Annotated in this window: 13 protein-coding genes; 6 read left to right on the top strand and 7 right to left on the bottom strand. The window is 60.8% G+C overall.

The features are described from left to right. Positions 1 to 38 precede the first annotated feature (38 nt). Together ACQCSW_RS20280 and ACQCSW_RS20275 are read right to left on the bottom strand one after the other, a co-directional pair. Positions 39 to 1067 (bottom strand): ATP-dependent DNA ligase, encoded by a 1029-nt coding sequence (locus tag ACQCSW_RS20280; RefSeq protein ID WP_426990765.1) that lies wholly within the window; start codon positions 1065 to 1067, stop codon positions 39 to 41. Next, entirely contained in the window at positions 1057 to 2856 is a 1800-nt protein-coding gene (locus tag ACQCSW_RS20275) for a hypothetical protein (protein WP_426990764.1), read from the bottom strand. Before ACQCSW_RS20275 ends, ACQCSW_RS20280 begins: the two co-directional genes overlap by 11 nt. 115 nt (positions 2857 to 2971) lie before the next feature. Between ACQCSW_RS20275 and ACQCSW_RS20270 the strand changes: the two genes are divergently transcribed. Then, complete coding sequence (locus tag ACQCSW_RS20270) at positions 2972 to 4564, top strand: AlbA family DNA-binding domain-containing protein (protein WP_426990763.1); 1593 nt, start codon at positions 2972 to 2974, stop codon at positions 4562 to 4564. Between the two features lie 21 nt (positions 4565 to 4585). Here ACQCSW_RS20270 and ACQCSW_RS20265 read toward each other — a convergent pair whose 3' ends face one another. From ACQCSW_RS20265 to ACQCSW_RS20255, 3 genes are read right to left on the bottom strand one after another with little or no spacing between them, the layout of a single operon-like run. Beyond that, complete coding sequence (locus ACQCSW_RS20265; protein ID WP_426990762.1) at positions 4586 to 4882, bottom strand: hypothetical protein; 297 nt, start codon at positions 4880 to 4882, stop codon at positions 4586 to 4588. Between the two features lie 10 nt (positions 4883 to 4892). Continuing rightward, on the bottom strand, positions 4893 to 6206 hold the full coding sequence (locus ACQCSW_RS20260) for a Y-family DNA polymerase (protein ID WP_426990839.1): 1314 nt from the start codon (positions 6204 to 6206) through the stop codon (positions 4893 to 4895). A gap of 55 nt (positions 6207 to 6261) precedes the next feature. Further along, the gene (locus ACQCSW_RS20255) at positions 6262 to 6693 is read right to left on the bottom strand and encodes a LexA family protein (protein ID WP_426990761.1); all 432 of its coding nucleotides are present in this window, start codon (positions 6691 to 6693) and stop codon (positions 6262 to 6264) included. A gap of 63 nt (positions 6694 to 6756) precedes the next feature. On the opposite strand from ACQCSW_RS20255, the gene ACQCSW_RS20250 reads away from it, so the two are divergent. The 5 genes from ACQCSW_RS20250 to ACQCSW_RS20230 all read left to right on the top strand — a co-directional run bounded on the left by ACQCSW_RS20250 (position 6757) and on the right by ACQCSW_RS20230 (position 14485). After that, positions 6757 to 7038, top strand: a complete 282-nt coding sequence (locus ACQCSW_RS20250; protein WP_426990759.1) for a hypothetical protein — start codon at positions 6757 to 6759, stop codon at positions 7036 to 7038. 44 nt (positions 7039 to 7082) lie between these two features. Next, a complete protein-coding gene (locus tag ACQCSW_RS20245; protein WP_426990758.1) occupies positions 7083 to 7367 on the top strand; it encodes a hypothetical protein in 285 nt (94 codons plus the stop codon). 714 nt (positions 7368 to 8081) lie between these two features. Further along, entirely contained in the window at positions 8082 to 8393 is a 312-nt protein-coding gene (locus ACQCSW_RS20240; RefSeq protein WP_426990757.1) for a hypothetical protein, read from the top strand. Positions 8394 to 8621: 228 nt separating this feature from the next. Beyond that, positions 8622 to 13886 carry a CHC2 zinc finger domain-containing protein gene (locus tag ACQCSW_RS20235; RefSeq protein WP_426990756.1) on the top strand — a complete coding sequence of 1755 codons (5265 nt, stop codon included), beginning with the start codon at positions 8622 to 8624 and terminating at the stop codon, positions 13884 to 13886. Between the two features lie 11 nt (positions 13887 to 13897). Continuing rightward, the gene (locus ACQCSW_RS20230; protein ID WP_426990755.1) at positions 13898 to 14485 is read left to right on the top strand and encodes a helix-turn-helix domain-containing protein; all 588 of its coding nucleotides are present in this window, start codon (positions 13898 to 13900) and stop codon (positions 14483 to 14485) included. On the opposite strand, the gene ACQCSW_RS20225 is transcribed toward ACQCSW_RS20230, so the two are convergent. Further along, positions 14482 to 14751: a hypothetical protein gene (locus ACQCSW_RS20225; RefSeq protein ID WP_426990754.1), complete on the bottom strand. Its 270-nt coding sequence runs from the start codon at positions 14749 to 14751 to the stop codon at positions 14482 to 14484. The two genes, ACQCSW_RS20230 and ACQCSW_RS20225, sit on opposite strands and share 4 nt — an antisense overlap. Positions 14752 to 15167: 416 nt before the next feature. Then, complete coding sequence (locus tag ACQCSW_RS20220; protein WP_426990753.1) at positions 15168 to 15443, bottom strand: hypothetical protein; 276 nt, start codon at positions 15441 to 15443, stop codon at positions 15168 to 15170. Positions 15444 to 15690 lie beyond the last annotated feature (247 nt).

Genomic DNA, 15690 nt, shown 5'->3' with positions numbered 1-15690 from the left:
CCCATTAGGCACAACCCTCACTGAAGGGTTACCAGGCCCTAACACGGAGGAAGTTCTACCTCGGCAGGGTCCAGCTCCGGACGTACGCGCAGCACGCGCAGCGGGTGGCGGAACGTTCGGCCCGACCAGGCAGTGTCAGCGGAGACCTCCACCACCACCGGTTCCACCAGCGTCAGGGCCACCGGCTCTTTGCCGCGGTTGAATCTGTCGAGCGTCGTGCCCTTCACAACCGGCGGCCACGGGTGCCGAGTGGTGGCCGGACGAAGCGAGCGGGCAAGTTCCTTCGCGGTGGCTGTCTTCAGCGGCGTGGATCTGCCGACTATCCGGAGTTCGCCGTCGATGATGAGGCCGGCGACGACTTCCAATGGCCGGGTTATGGGGCCGATCACCGCCCCGCAGATGACCTCGATGGTCTCGCGGTGCTTGAGCTTCAGCCATGACCGGGATCCAGGAACATAAGGCTGCCCGGTGCCTTTGATGACCAGGCCTTCTATCCCGGTTGATGGCAGATCCTCGAACCATCGGGCGGCTTCGTCCGGATCCGTGGTGGCGGGGGAGAGGGACAACGGGGGTTCCCACCCATCGGCCAGCTGCTCAAGAAGCTGCCGCCTGCGCTCCAAGGGCAACGCCCTGGCATCATGGCCGGCCACGGCCAGCACGTCGAAAGCAACGTAGTTCGCCGGGGTTTCCCTGACCATGCCGGCGAGCGTCCTTACCCCGGCAGAAAGCCGCTGCTGCAGGGCGGAGAAGTCCAGGCGGCCACCGGCCCAAATGACGGCCTCGCCATCAATCACGACGCCGGGAGGGACCGCCGCGGCGATGGCCGAAGCAAGTTCCGGAAAGTACCTGGTGAGGTCTTTACCCTGGCGGCTCCACAGCGTGGCCCCAGTGTTGTTGCGGACTGCTACGCACCTGTAACCGTCCCATTTGGGCTCAAAAAGCAGCGTGCCCGGCAGCATGCCGCTACGGGGCATCACTTCAACAGCACGCGCCAACGCAACCTGCACCGGCAGAGCGAGCCCTTCCGGCAAGCCGGCGCCTACGCCGCCCGCTGCCTTAGCCGCCATCCTGACCTTCCAGGGCCTGCACTTCCCCTGGATTGGTGTCGATGAACCCTGGAGCGATCACGTCCTCCCGCATGATGACTAGGTCCCTGCCCTGGGAGCACCCGACGACGAGATTCCACAGCCGTTCAAGCCCGGCAGTGGTCATTTTTCCGCCAGCAACCTTCTCGATAAAGCCCTGGATGGCGGCGCTGGTGTTGCTCGGTCCGCTTCCGCCATACCCATGAGTAAATCCGGCGGAACCCCACTGCTTGGTGAACGGCATCAGTTCCACACCTCTGGGCGTCGAGATGAAGAGGGGGCCACCCTGAGTGTCGGCCGTGACGAGGATCTTTTCGAAGTCTGCCCCGCTGATACCCTCCTCATCGCCATGAGTGATCGGCACTGCCACGGTCAGGCGGCGTTCGATTTGGTTGTCGTACCTCAGTACCTCGGTGAGACGGGCGAGGTTGCCTTGCCCGTCCATCAAAAGGTCATCGGTCCCGCCGGCAACCTTCTGGCCAGGATCTAAGGCGAGGAGCTCACGCGCCTCCGGCTTGGTTCTGGCTGACTCCGAAGCGCCTACCAGGGACCTCGCCCATGCTTCCGCGTTCCTGTCCCCAGCATCGAGGGCCGTGACACGGAGAGTGTAGTAATTCCATGGGAGTAGAGACATGCCCCATCCATCGCCGCCCTTGAAAAAAGACTGGACACGGCGGGAAGCCTGGTGGAGCGCCAGGTCAAGATTGGGAGAAGGGGTTTTTCCCCATTTTCCATAGGTCAGATGCCGCAGGTCCGACAGGACCCGGCACGCAGCTGCGGCCTCATCACGGCTAACCTCGTCACGGCCAAGCAGCTCGGCCGGTAACTTGTCCCTAAACCTTGCAAAATCCGGATGGGCGGCATTCACCAGCCACTGGACTTTGGACTCGAAACCGAAAACATACCGCCCGTCGATCGGCCCTCCGCTTCTTTCCCAACGGACACGCTCCAGGAGCGCACTCACGGCTATCAGCTGCTCCCTACCCTCCAGACCCCGCACGTCCATCAAGAGTGCAGCGGAAGCAGCGAGAAACTCGTTGTCGTCCAGATCAACCTGAACGGTGGCCGTTGGCGTTCTGCCGGCGGCGCGCCAGGCTTCGACGCTCTGCTCTGTGGAAATGCTCGGATGAAGCATCGGAATGGGCGCGCCGAGTCGAGCAACGAGCTGGTCCTGGGTGACGTCGTTGATAACCATCCGCCAGGTGGGCTTCGGCGCCAGTCCCCATTGGTCTTCGCTGTCGCCCTCATCAACGAGCACGACGTCACTAAGGCGCCACAAACTATGTTCCTGATCGTCGACCCAGCACCAGCTCACACCGAAAGGGTCTCCGCCAAACAGCTGCTCGGCCGCTGCAGTCAGCAGTTCAATGCGGGATCCATCGCCCGGACTCGAAACCTTTGCCGGGGACTGGCTACATCCCGGGAACGGATGATCCGTCCTTTTTCTCAGGGGAATGACCAAGGCCAAGGTTTCCCCCGAAACGTCAAAAGCCTGCACGAAGGCCGAGTGCTCATTGAAGTGCACGATTGCGTCGCTGATGCGCGGGGCCGGCGACACTACCGGGAGAAGGCCGAAGAAGCTGACAGAAGTTCTGCGCCCACTCTTTTTTCCTGCCAGCTCGGCCCCATAGCTCTCTGACCACACCCTGGACTTCTCGTCGAGGACAATTTCAGGTTGGGCAATCCTGCCTTCTGCCTGAAGCTGGGAGACCCTTGAAGGGCTAACCCCCAGAATTTTCGCAAGGCCGATTCGGGTTAGAAATCCTGACACATTCGTTCCTCTCCTAGTGGCTCGCTTTTACATTAGCAGGTTCCTAACACATTCGTTAGGAGGCTCTCGCTGGGGTGTCAAAGGCCGGGGCATACGCAACGTTTAGTGTGGGCCTATGACGAACGAACTCTTTGCCTGCGATGGCCGGGTGGACGACGAGAAAATGTACGAACTTCTCGGCGTGGGAACCGAAACCGACACCCTGGACTACAAGTCCACTCTGGATCTCAGCCGAGGTGCCGAGAAGCAGAAAGTCGAGTTCGCCAAAGACTGCATGGCGATGATGAACCTCCCCACGGGGGGCTATCTCGTCATTGGTGTAGACGGAACCGGAGCGCCGGCACTCGACGTCGACCCAATCGACAGGAGCCACTTCGACTCAGCCGCGCTCATGCAGCGAGTGAGGAGTTATGTGGACTGCCCTGTCGAGGTAATCTCGGCCGTCCACACCCACAACACGTTGGCCCGGGAAATCGCTGTTGTCTACGTGCGGCCCAGCAGATCCGGATTTCCCGCGATCGCCAGCCGAGACGGGTCTTACAGGACCGACAACAGGACGCTCACGGTTTTCAGGGAAGGGGAGATCTTCATCCGTGAGGGAACCGTCAACGCGCGGCTAACGCACCGTATGTGGCCCCTGGCACTGGAGCGGTACAGGGAAGCCATCAAGGCGGAAGCCCGCAGGGACATCGATCACCTGGTGAGTCGCCTGGCACAAAACTCGCGGGAAGAGGGCCCCGGGAGCCCGGGTATCGCCCCAACACTTGAAATGGATGACCAGGCCTTCGAAAACAGCGTCCAGGCCGCATTTGAAAGCGGGAGGCCAATGGGCCTGCGGCGGTTCGCTACCGAAGCCAAGAACGCGCTTAAAAAGACCTACAAGGACAAAACGGGGGACAAGCGGCAGATCGCGCTGGATCGTCTTACGGAATTCATCGCCATCGCGATCTTCCACGAACAAGATGAGCAGGTGGAGGCTGGCCTGAAGGTCATGTATTCGGCCTACACAGCGCCCCTGGACGAATCCGGCGTCGCATCAACCAGCGTCCACGCTCACCAAGTGGAAACCGCTACCTACTGGCTGGACATTCTCGTGAGGGTGTATGCCCTTGGGGCGCTGGCGGTCCGGTGTGAACGATGGAATGCGGCCAGGAGTCTGACGCTGCAGACCATTGGCGACGAAACTTATAGCTACCGGTCCTGGATCCGCCACGGCATGGTGGAAGCGGCACGCGCCGGTATCCTCTCCCCAAAGGCCGGCGAGGAGGCCCGTGGAGGTGTCGTCATTTCCTTAGCCCTCGAGTTGTCCACCAAATTGGCGGCCCTGCACCCAGACGTCCTTTTGAACGAAACCCCTGACCAAGACGCCGGCAGATCCGCCACTGACCCCATCCTTGATTCCATCTGCCAGTTCGACATCCTCTACTGCCTGATTGCCGCGACTGCTCCAGAGGGCCGCAGATCAGAGTTTTACCCAAGCAGTGCAGCCTTTCATCAGTCACGAGTCAACCCGATACTGGAGCGGGTTGTGAGGAACGATGAAATCAGGCGCTTCCTCTTTCCCGGAATCTCCGACCAAGCTGTAGCTGAGGCAATCTCAGGTGTCGTAGACGCTGCAGCAAGTGAGTCCTGGCGGTACGGAGGTTTCTGGCATGGCGTGCAAGGCAGCATCGAACGTTTCGTTGATTCGAACCGCCAGGAGGGCTGAGTCTTCACCACATCCCGTTACTTAGGCTGCCGCCGATGCTGATCTGATCGACCAGCCAGCGCCGTTGCGTTCCCGGATCAGTTCGAAGGTGGTCAGGGCGTTCTGTGGATTCCGTCCCAGCCGGGCCTGTACCTGCCAGATCTCCAAGTCAATCCTCTTGTCACCGCCCAGGGGGAATCTCCGCTCCCTTTCCCACCAGCTGACGCGCTCAAACCAACGCACTGGCTCAGCGGCCACTGACCATTGCCGCCCGCCCCAAATCAGATAGACCGGAACGCCGGCGCTGTCCGTTGTCACTGATACCGAATCCGTACCCATTTCGGTCTCCCTATGCTGCCTTGACGATGGGGAGTTCATCCCAGTGAGTCGTGTACCGGGGAGAGAGCATGTCCCGCTTCATGGACCAGTCCAGGCCCCCCTTGATTCCGGCGTATCCGAGGCCGATGGAACCACGGCCGTAGCGCCGGCAGACGTCCTCCAGAAGCGCACCAATTTCTCTTTCTTCGTGCGGGTTCTCGAACAGCTCCAGGGGCTTCTGGTTTCCGCTTGGCCGCAAGTCGGTCACCATGATGCCGGCGCGTACATATTTAACGCCTTCGTGGATTCCAGGCAGCAAGGCATGGGCTGCCTTGGTCAGGATCACGGGGTCAGCTGTCGGCATCGGCAGCGGCACGCAAACGGAAGGGAATGACTTGTCGTGCTGATTGAAGTACGACGTTCCCGCGAAGGCGGTGAGAAGCTTTGCCTGCAGTCCGTGCTTCGCCAGCCTGGCGCTGGCCTGCTGCGCGTAGACGCTGAGCACCTGGCGCAGATCCGCGGCCGCCGTGATCGGCTTGGAGAAGGAACGCGAGAAGATTAGCTGATCCCTTCCGATCCGTTCTTCCTCCATCGGAATGCAGGGGGTGCCCTGCAGCTCCAGTACAGTCCGCATCAAGACCACCGAGAATCTGTCCCGGATCATCACAGGATTCGCGTGGGCAAGATCCAGAATTGAGTGGATTCCCAAGGCATTGAGCCGTTTGGTGAGCCTCGCGGCCACACCCCAAATTTCTTCAACGGAGAGCCTGCTCATCAGGGCCTCCCGATCCACGGCAGGCACTGAATCCCACCGGCACACTCCGCCGAAAGCTGGATTGTTTTTGGCCCATCTATTTGAAAGTTTTGCAAGGCTTTTCGTAGCGCCAATGCCGACGCAGACGGGGACGCCGACGTTCCTGGCGACGGCAGCCTTCATGTCATGGCCGAGCTGCAGAAGGGTTTCAGGCGATCCTTTAACGCCGATAAAGGCTTCGTCGATGCTGTAAATTTCCAGGAATGCCCCGTATCGCCCCAGCAATTCCATGACTCGTGCACTGATGTCGCCATAAAGTTCGTAATTGCTGGATCGGGCAACCAACCGCCTATCGATCGGGATAGCCTCTGACGCGAGGCCCTGCAGCTTGAACCATGGGTCCCCCAGCTTGATCCCAAGAGCTTTCGCTTCGGGGGAGCGCGTGACAGCGCAGCCGTCGTTGTTCGAGAGGACAATGAGTGGCCGGCCCTCAAGAGAGGGATCAAAGGCGCGCTCAGCGCTGGCATAAAAGCAGTTGACGTCCACCAGAGCGATCTCCTGCATCCGCCGCATCTGCAGTGGTTTGGACATCACTGTGCACGCTTCCGCGGGTGGCCAAAATTCCCGTCTAACGGAATAGCGCGCGTTAAATATGGTGCAGACATCGCGTTGCCACACCCCAGATCGTCAGTTCCGATAGCGCTGGCACCCTGATATCAGGAAAGAGCGGGTTCTCGGCCTGCAGCACAACGCCATTGGGCGTGATACGTAGTCTCTTGATGGTGAGTTCCCCGTCAAGAACTGCAATCACAACGGATCCGTCTTTTGGTTCCAACGCCCGGTTGACGATCAGCTCGTCACCGTCGCTTATACCCGCCTGCTCCATGGAGTGCCCTGCCACCCTGACGATGAAGGTACTGGTCACATCCTTGATGAGGTAGGCATTCAGGTCTATGCGTCCGTCGAAGTAATCTTGCGCAGGAGATGGAAAACCGGCAGCGACTGACATCGGCGCGATGACCACCAGCAACTGAGAGAGTCCCGCATCTATCACGCGGGGACCGACAACCAAGCCCACAACACACCATTTTCTCGAATATATGTTCGATTTCAGTCTACCGCTCGGCGCGACAAAGAAGGTTTGAGGGAATGCATCGGACTACCTCCTGCCCACGAAGAAGCCGGCGTCTGGTTCTGCGCAGCGGAAACCATGGCTCTGTCCTGCAGCGGCTCCTGGAGGCTGTCACGACGGGTGACGGACCAGAAATATGATGATCCAGTGAAGATTACGGGCACCATCGAAGACCCCTCCGGCGAGCACGAGCGCATAGACGCTGAAGGGGCCACCTACGAGCAAGCACGGCAAGCACTCGCCGCGAAGGTGCCGGAAGGCCACAAGCTGATCGCGATCCGGACCAACTAGCAGGAGCCCCTTTCCTCTCGCCGGCGGCCGCGTAGCGTTGGCGCATGGGACTCATTTACGACGATCCGCAGCTGGCCGCGCTGACGCTCACGCGAATGGCGGCTGAGGAATCCGAAGGACCCAGCGAACTGACGGGCCGCATGCATGCTGCCCTGGACGACCTGGCACAGCGTAACGGGACCGCATACCTGGCAGAGCTGGTGATCACCCTGGCCCGGACCCGGTTCATCGCCCTCGATGACCTCGCCCGAGCCACCGGGACCGACACGGGGCAGCTGTTGGACGGGGCGGAACTCAGGGCGCTGGAAGACCTCAGTGAGGGCTGGTAGGCCACCACTTGGCGCCGGTGTAAGTCGCTCTGGCCCTTGCGGTCACGAAGATGGCGCCGGCGAATGTCCTGGAGCAGCCTTCTGAACGGCGTCCTTCACCCGACCTTGGGCGGGACCGCATCAAAGCAACTGGACGGACCACTTTTCTGCGCAGCACCCCTTGCATCCCAGCAATCACGGGGATTTCCACGTCTGTTGATCAAAACCATCAAAAGTGGACGGCTGCCCCCTGCCCTGGGCAATTCCATCCCTCGCCGTCCAATTAGGGGCACTTTTCATCCAGTTTCCACCGGTGTCCCACCTTTGCTTTTCCCGAGGGTGGGACACGGCAGATGGCTCTGACCTGCGAAAACTCCAATCCAGGCAGTTCGGGATATCCGGGGGTGGGACAGCAATAAATCACTCTGACCTGCGGAAACGTTGATTTTTGGTCATTTTGTCCCACCTGTCCCACCTTTTGAAAAACAGGTGTTCCGTATGTGTGCGCCTGCGTGCGCGCGCGTGCGCGCGCGTGCGCGCGCGAGGGTCCTTTTGTCAAGGCAGATCGGACAAAAAGAAGTTTGGGGGTGTCTGTCCGGTTTCGTCCGCCCTGGTCCCCTCTTGTTTGTAGACCATTCCTACTGGAGAGAGATCAGAGACCTTGACTGGGATTAACGCCACGCCGAAGGCAAGAGGCTACGGAACATTGAGTCAAACCGACGTTAGGTTAATCCCATGCCTAGTCCTGAAAAGCACCCGCAGAGCTTCGGTGACAGGAAGCTCATCAGCGTCCGTCCTCCCGATGACCTTTACGAGTACTACGACTCCCTCGCTGCCAAGGAGTCTCTCGACCTTGGCCCCTGGATCCTCAAGGAACTTTCAGAAAAGCACAAACTGCCTGTCCCAGCGTTCGTCGGCATTCGCAAACGCCGCCGCCGTAAGGACGACAACTGTCAGCCAGCGGATTCACAAGAACGCTCTGTGCCAGCCCTCGATGACAGGCGCACTCTCCGCGAAGAGGACAGGAGCAGCCACCCAGCAGCTTAAAAGAAGAGCAGCCGCCCTGGTAAGGCAGCTGCTCTGTCAAGTAGATGATCTGAACTCTGACGCCAATCAAGTTCTCAGATCTTTCAATATCCAGTTACGGAAGGGCTTTTTCCATGCAGTGGAGGTGCCACCTCTTGCTATGAGTATAGCCAACGTGCTTCACGATGTGCGAGAAATCTCGGCCCGCGTGTCTATCGACTTTCGGGGCGGGGTTCCCGCGTGACATCAATGACTCCTGCCCCAGTGTCCAGGTCATCCCTGGACCGGGTAATTGCTGCGCTCGAGAACCGGGGCTACCCGAGCAAGCGAAGCGATCGCTTTATGACCCTGTGCCCGTGCCATGCTGACCGCACCCCCTCTATGCATGTCACTTGGGAAGATGGCAAGGTCATGCTGTTCTGCTTCAGCTGCAGCAATTCAGGTTCCGCCACCTTCGAGGACCTTGCCCGCGGTATTGGCCTTGAGCCCTCAGATCTTTTCGATGAGCCGCTTCCGCCGCGTGATTCCCGGCCCAACGCCTCCGTGACAAAGAAGCCGGTGGAACGGCGCAAGCCACTCCCGAAGATCCTTCCCTTGGCCGATGACTCGAACGGTGCGCTGCAACCCCGCCATCGTTTCGAGACCACCGCGACTTATGACTACGTCGATGCTGAGGGAAATCTCGTTCAGCAGGTCATCCGTGAGGAATGCAAGGTCAAGGCACATCCCTCGAAGCGCTTCAAGCAGCACTTCGTTGACACCGCTACCGGTGAGATCGTCAACCAAAAGCCTGCGGGCTTCGTCCCGGTCCCCTATAACCTCCCTGCGGTCCTAGAAGCCGTGCAGGCCGGAAAGACCATCTACTTGGTTGAAGGGGAAAAGGACGCTGATACCGCGGCCGCGCACAAGCTGGTGGCCACGACCAACGCCCAGGGCGCTGGCGTCTTTCCCAAAGAACTTGCCATGTGGCTCCTTGGCTACCGTGAAAACGGCGAGGCGCTGCAGACGAAGGTCCGCGTCGTCGCTGATAGGGATCTCGCCGGCTACCGTCGAGCCGCGAACCTTTACCAGGTGCTCACGGATATCGGGGTCAAACCGACCATCGTTCTCCCCGCCACCAAAGATCCTAAATCCGATCTCACCGATCACTTTGAAGCCGGACACGGTACCGGAGATTTCATCCCGACATCGCTGCAGACCGTCCAGCTCCTGGCCCAGCTCGAAGACATCCGCCAGGCGCTCAAGCACGTCGACGCTGCCTGCGAGCAAAGCGAAGCGCGATTCCGTCTCGCTCTGGACGCATCCGACGAGACAACCCAGGAAGAAGAAAAAAGCGCCGCTGAATCCTGGGCAAAGGAAGGGGCCCGTAGGCTCAGCAGTATCCGTGAACTTGCTGACATCAACGGCGAGGTAAACGCCGATGACGCGCAGCTGGTTACCGCCATTGGTGCAGTCCGTGACCAGGCCTTCGCCAGAGTAAATGACACCTACACCACCCTTGGCCTGAAAGCCCCCGCCGCTGTCCTGGACCGTCAGGGCGGCGAAGTCGTTCCTTTCGCAAAGCCGACCGGCCCCGTTGTGGCCCCGGGCGTCTATGCCGACGATCCTGCCCCCCACGTCCCCAACATGACCGTTACCTACCGGGTCAGGCGCGGCGAGACCGTGAAGGTAACCGAGAAGTTCTCCGAAGACGAAGGCGTGAAGTACCGCTACGACAGCGTCATGAACTGCTGGGCCGAGGTGATCGATCAGTTCGTCGAGGACGACGGCCTCGAATCAGAGTTCTCCCGCCCGTCCCTAGGCATGAGAGTGAAGTTCCGCCGGTGGCGCCGCGACGAAAACCAGCGCCCCATCAGGCTGCCGGACGGTTCCTTCGAAATCGAAGAGCAGATCGTCACCTGGACGGCCGACACCATCCAGAAGGGGAAATGGGCAGAAGAGATCCCCTGGTACGGCGCAGCTGCTCTGGCCTCAACCAGCCGCCGCGGCAAAGACGCAGCCTTTGACGGAATTCTCAAGGCCGTCCAGGGACCAGCCCAGAAGACCGCGAAATACACCTCCACAGGATGGAGGGAGACCCCCGATGGTCGAATCTTCATCCACGCCGGCGGGGCCATCAGCGCAACCGGTCCCGTAGAAGCAGACGTCGCTCTGCCTGACGCGATGGCCGTTTACCGGATGCCTGACCCCACGACCGACGCCGGGCGCCTCCGCCAAGCCTGGATGGAAGGCGTCAAGCCGCTGCTCAAAGACATTCCGGCCAGGATCGTCTACCCGATGCTCGGTTTCGTTTTTGAGTCCGTTTTCGCCGACAGGATGAAAGTCACCCTCCACTTCCAGGGTGGTCGATCGTCCTACAAGACAGCCTGCGCCAATATCGGTATGCAGTTCTTTGCCCCTGGGATCCACTTCGGCAACAAGCGCGAGGTTGTCTCAGGCGCCAACTCTGGCGGAACCGCCCTGGGTATTCTCCGCACGGCCGCAATCTGCGCCAACATGCCCGTCCTGGTCGATGACTTCGCCCCTGACGGCGATCCTAAACGCGCTCAAAAGAAGCTGGGCGACGTCGCTCGCATCAACTACAACGGTTCCCTGCGCGCCGTCGGAACAGTCAACGGCGGTGTCCGCAATGACCGACCACTGAATACCGGGTTGATCACCACCGGCGAGCTGGGTCCGGACGACTCGGCCGAAACCCGGTTGCTGACCCTGTTGCTCTCACCTGGAGACATCCAAAACGCACAGGATCTGTTTCCCCGACTGGAACACACCGTGGCCCGCCGAGGCCGTGCCCTTTTGGGTTCATCGCTGATCCAGTACCTGGCAGAAACCTTGGACGAGGAAATTGCCGAGCGCGCGCACTGGCAGGACCACCGCGGAGAACCAGGGAACCCTTACGACTTCTGGGTGGAACAGATCCGCAAGCTCCCGCATGATTCCAGCCTGGAAGGCCGCTTCTCAGATTCGGCCCAGTGGTGCTCCCACGGGATCCGATTGATGCTGCGCATGATGGTCACCCGCGGGGCTCTCAGCCAGGAAGAAGCCACCAACATCCTCGCTCGGGCTGACCAGGGAATCCTGGAAGCTCTGGCCTTGCAGAACGATGTGGCCGGCGACTCCGGACACCGCCTGATCAACTACCTCAAGGACGCCATCGCCTCTAACGAAGCGCACCTGAGCAATGCCGACGGCGGCATGCCCGAAGACGCACACAATTTCGGTTGGGTCAGCCGGGGATCCAGCACAGTCCACGGGATTCTCCAGGAACAGAATTGGGTACCGATGGGCACCAAGATCGGTGTCATCAAAAATGGCCGGGCATTCCTGATCCCAAGCGTTGTACTCGGCATCGCCAACCAGATGGCGAGCCGGGCCGACGCCACCTTCGGCGAATCCCAGGTCAGCATCGCCTCAGCCATGCTCTCTCACGGCTGGATCGTCCCGGACAGGGACGGCAAACACGCCAACCAACGCCGCATCTCTGGGAAGAAGATGCGGGTCTGGGACATCCCGCTCGCCGTACTCCTGGGTGAAGACGACATCCCTGATGACGGGCCCGGCTCAACTCCTGAACCCCCTGTCGCGCCGGCCTCGCCGCCGCTTTTCCCGGACGGCACCCCTGCCGGGCCAACCAATGATGCGCCGGTGCCCGGCACCCACCACTCATCTGACGAGCTGCAGCCCAAGGAGGGCCAGATGCCACAAAGCCATACCTTCGTCGACGTCACCGGCGAAGTCGTCCTCATGGATCACCTCAGTCAGTGGGAAGACTGCATCAAGTGCCAGGAACAGGCCGCCGGCGCGATCGACGGGCTTCCTATCCACATGAAGTGCTGGAACGCCTCCATGGAGGCTCTGAAGGTCGAACAGCAGTCACTTGCGGCCAACGCCCCGGCTGCCGTTGTCGACCCTGCCCCCACAGCTCCGGCGCCGGTCGAAACGCCACTGCCGGCCACCAGCACCATCGAAGATGAATCTGTGCCCGTGGAGGATCCTGCTGACCCGGACGCTGCCTCCAAGCCCGAAAGCGAATCAGCGCAGCTGCCCACCTTCGATGCCGCCTTGGCTGTCCTGGACGTCGACGGCCTCCATATTCCAGGCCAAGCACTCCGGCCGCTGGAAACCATGCCTGCTCACATGGGCGAAGTCGCGGACCTTGCAGCAAGCCTGAACCTGGGCACCGTCGTCCGGAAGACCAAGAATCAGGCCGGAAAGTGGAACTACAAAGCCGCTCCGGGCCAGTTCTACATCACCATCGAGGCCACCAAGCTGCTGCTGGGCCTCGAGGACCTGCCCGGGGACCGGACCCAGCGCAACGAACTCATCAAAGCCCACACCACCAGCCACCCCTTCGTGACCCAGGCCTTGGAGCACGGCTGGCAGATGAGCAAGGAAGGCAAATTCCTTGGAGGCACCACCCGCATGTGGCGCAAAGACGACAACCGTCGGGCGATGATCACACTCATCCCCATGCTCGGTGACGATGCGTATCCTGCCATCGTCGAATTCCGCAAGGACGGCAAACCCAAAGGGCCGGCTAAAGCTGACGTCATCGCCACCCGCCTCCAGCGCTTTGCCGCCGCACTGCAGTACCCGTACACCGTTTCAGCCAGCAGCACCGGGCTGGACCTGTTGTCCGAAACCCGGAAAGACCGTGAGGACACACTGGCACCCCTGGAGCCGGTTCCGCCGGCAACCATCCCCGGGCTGGTCCTGGACTACAACTGGTCCCGCAAACCCTCCGCCGAAGAGGCTGAGCATGAATTCATCCACGCCTACGACCGCGGCGCCTCATACCTCGCAGCCGCTGACACCGTCTTTGGCATCGGCCATGCCACCCACCTGACCAACAACCCAACGTTCGACCCGAAGCTGCCCGGTTACTGGCGAATCAACATCCCGCCGGCAGAAGAATGGCTGCACCCCTCAGTCTTCAACCCCCAGGGCACCATGTCGTACGACGACTACTGGTACACCACCGAAACGCTTGCTTTCGCCGCCGAGGACAAGGGACTCGGCTACAAGATTGAGCCGCTGGAAGCCTACGTCTGGGAAAAGTCCGGACGCCTCTTCTCCGGCTTCGTCAAGCGCATCGTCGACGCCAGGACCCTCCTGGACACGGCAGATGCCGATGACCAGGCTGCCCGGGACATCATCAAATCCATGTACGTCCGCACCTTCGGCATGATCGGATCCCACGAGCACCAGGCCGGCCGTCAGGGATACGCCCCCGAACGCTACGACACCATCAAGGGCCGGGCCGGCGCCAACATCCTGCGCAGGATCATCGACATCGGCAAGAAAACCGGCCGATGGCCAGTCGCCGCCTACACCGATGCGCTGCTGTACACCTCCAACAACCCTGACGGTGCGGCCGCATGGCCTGGTGAACCAAAGACCTTCGGCCGCAAGCCGGGCCAGTACAAGCACGAAGGCACCGCCAAGCTCGCGGACCTCCAGCAATACCTCACCGGCTCAGGCTTCGACCTCGAAGCCCGCAACCTGTTCAAGTAAGGAGGACCACCGTGTACGAAGATCCCAAACCACCCACACCCACCGAGCGGCGCAGCACCTTCTTCGCTGCCCTTACCGGACGAAAAGGCGCAGAAGTCTCAGGTAAATCCACCAACATCGTGGGGATGCTCCAAACGCTGTTCCCCAAAGAAGGAAAGATCGATACCCGCCGCGCTGCCGAACGCCTGGGAGTCAGCCAACGGACAGTGCAGCGCTGGGCGAAAGGCGAGCAGAAGCCCAAAGCTGACAACCTGGCCACACTGAACAAGCGCGCACGGCAGGCCGCCACCACAAAGGCCGGCCGTGCCGCTGCCGTCAAGAGCCAGGCGCAGGGCAAACTGGCCCGCCAGGGCGCAAAAATCACCATCCGCGGCCATCAGGGCGTACCTGGTAACAACGCTCACGGAGATACCTACACTCGTTTCCGTTCAGCAACGATGAAGATGACGCCAGAACAAATGCAGGATCTCTACATCGCCTACGCCGAGCACGGGGACACCGGGCTCCATGATTTCCTCGAGCAGCAGTACAGCGAAAATTATGGTGCGGGCCAATGGAATATGGACTTCATCAGCAACATCGACCTCAACGAGATCTAGGGTTCCGCCGCCACCAACGGAGGCAGCGGTGCCGCCTCCAGGACGGCCGAGGAGCTCCCCTGCAGCCGCTGCAGGCCCCGCGGACCATGAACCAGCGGCAGGGCCAGCCGCCAGTCATCGCAGGCCTTCAGCAAGGCAAATTTCGCCGCCTGCGCCTGGAAGTAGTTGGGGTAGATCTTTCTTTCAAAAATGGCACCGCCCCCAGCGCCTGCAGTGACCCTGGTCAGAGACTTTTCGTCGAGCCGGCCAGTTCGCGGAATCCACACACCAATGTTCCTGAACCACACCAGGTACAGCACATGAGGCTCGGTCCATCCTCTCTTGTGCCAGTCCTCACCCCGAACGCCTTTCAGCTTTAGCGTCTCGGCAGCATCGACAGCATTTCGCCATTGCACCCGCTCCTGATCCCTGACTAGACCAGGAACTGCCAGCAGCCGGTGGATATCATCCCTCCAGCGCGCCGGTAGCCTGGTGCGGACCCACCGCCGCACAGTCCCTGTCGACACCAGGCATTCCTGGGCCACAGCAGCTGCGTCCAGCCGGCCATCAGGCTTGAGCGCATCCAACGCCAGCCCCAGCACAAAATGAACCTGCGGCCCATCAAACCAGGCCGAAACACCAGGCGCACCTGAGGGAGGCCGCACCCCAACATTCTCGGAGGGACCGAGCAGCTCCGGGATCCTCACGACTCTGCCGGCTTATCCTCACCCTCGGCAGCTTTGGTCGCCACCTTGGTTGGCCGGCCCCGCTTGTTCGGGTTGCGAGCCGCCCGGGCCGCCATGTAGTCCTCGATGTCCTTCCGGGCGTAAATAGTCACCTTCTGGACCACCGGCTGAGGAAAATCCGGATCAAACTTCGGCTGCTTCTTGCGTGCGGCCGAAGCCTGGGTGATGAAGCTCTGCGGCTGGATACCCAACAGATCGGCAGCCTCATCAGTAGTCAGCCATTCCTCGCCCAAAATCGACATTTTTCGTCCTCACATCTTTCGTCAGCAACGCAAACGGAAATCACATTGCACTATCCATTAATGTATCTCAGATCAACTAAAGAATTTGCTTTCCCCAAAAAGATCACAAACACGCATCACACCACCCCGCAGCCCGCCCCGCCTCCGCCCAATCGCGGAGCGATTGGCCAACCCACCACCAAGAGGAAACCGCGCCCACAAAGTCCTCGCCCCCCTCCCCGCTGGCTTGCCAGCGTGC

The organism is Pseudarthrobacter sp. Y6, from assembly GCF_050156205.1.
GTDB lineage: Bacteria > Actinomycetota > Actinomycetes > Actinomycetales > Micrococcaceae > Arthrobacter.
The sequence above is the reverse complement of the archived record's forward strand: the minus strand, read 5'-3'. Positions and strand labels throughout refer to the sequence as shown.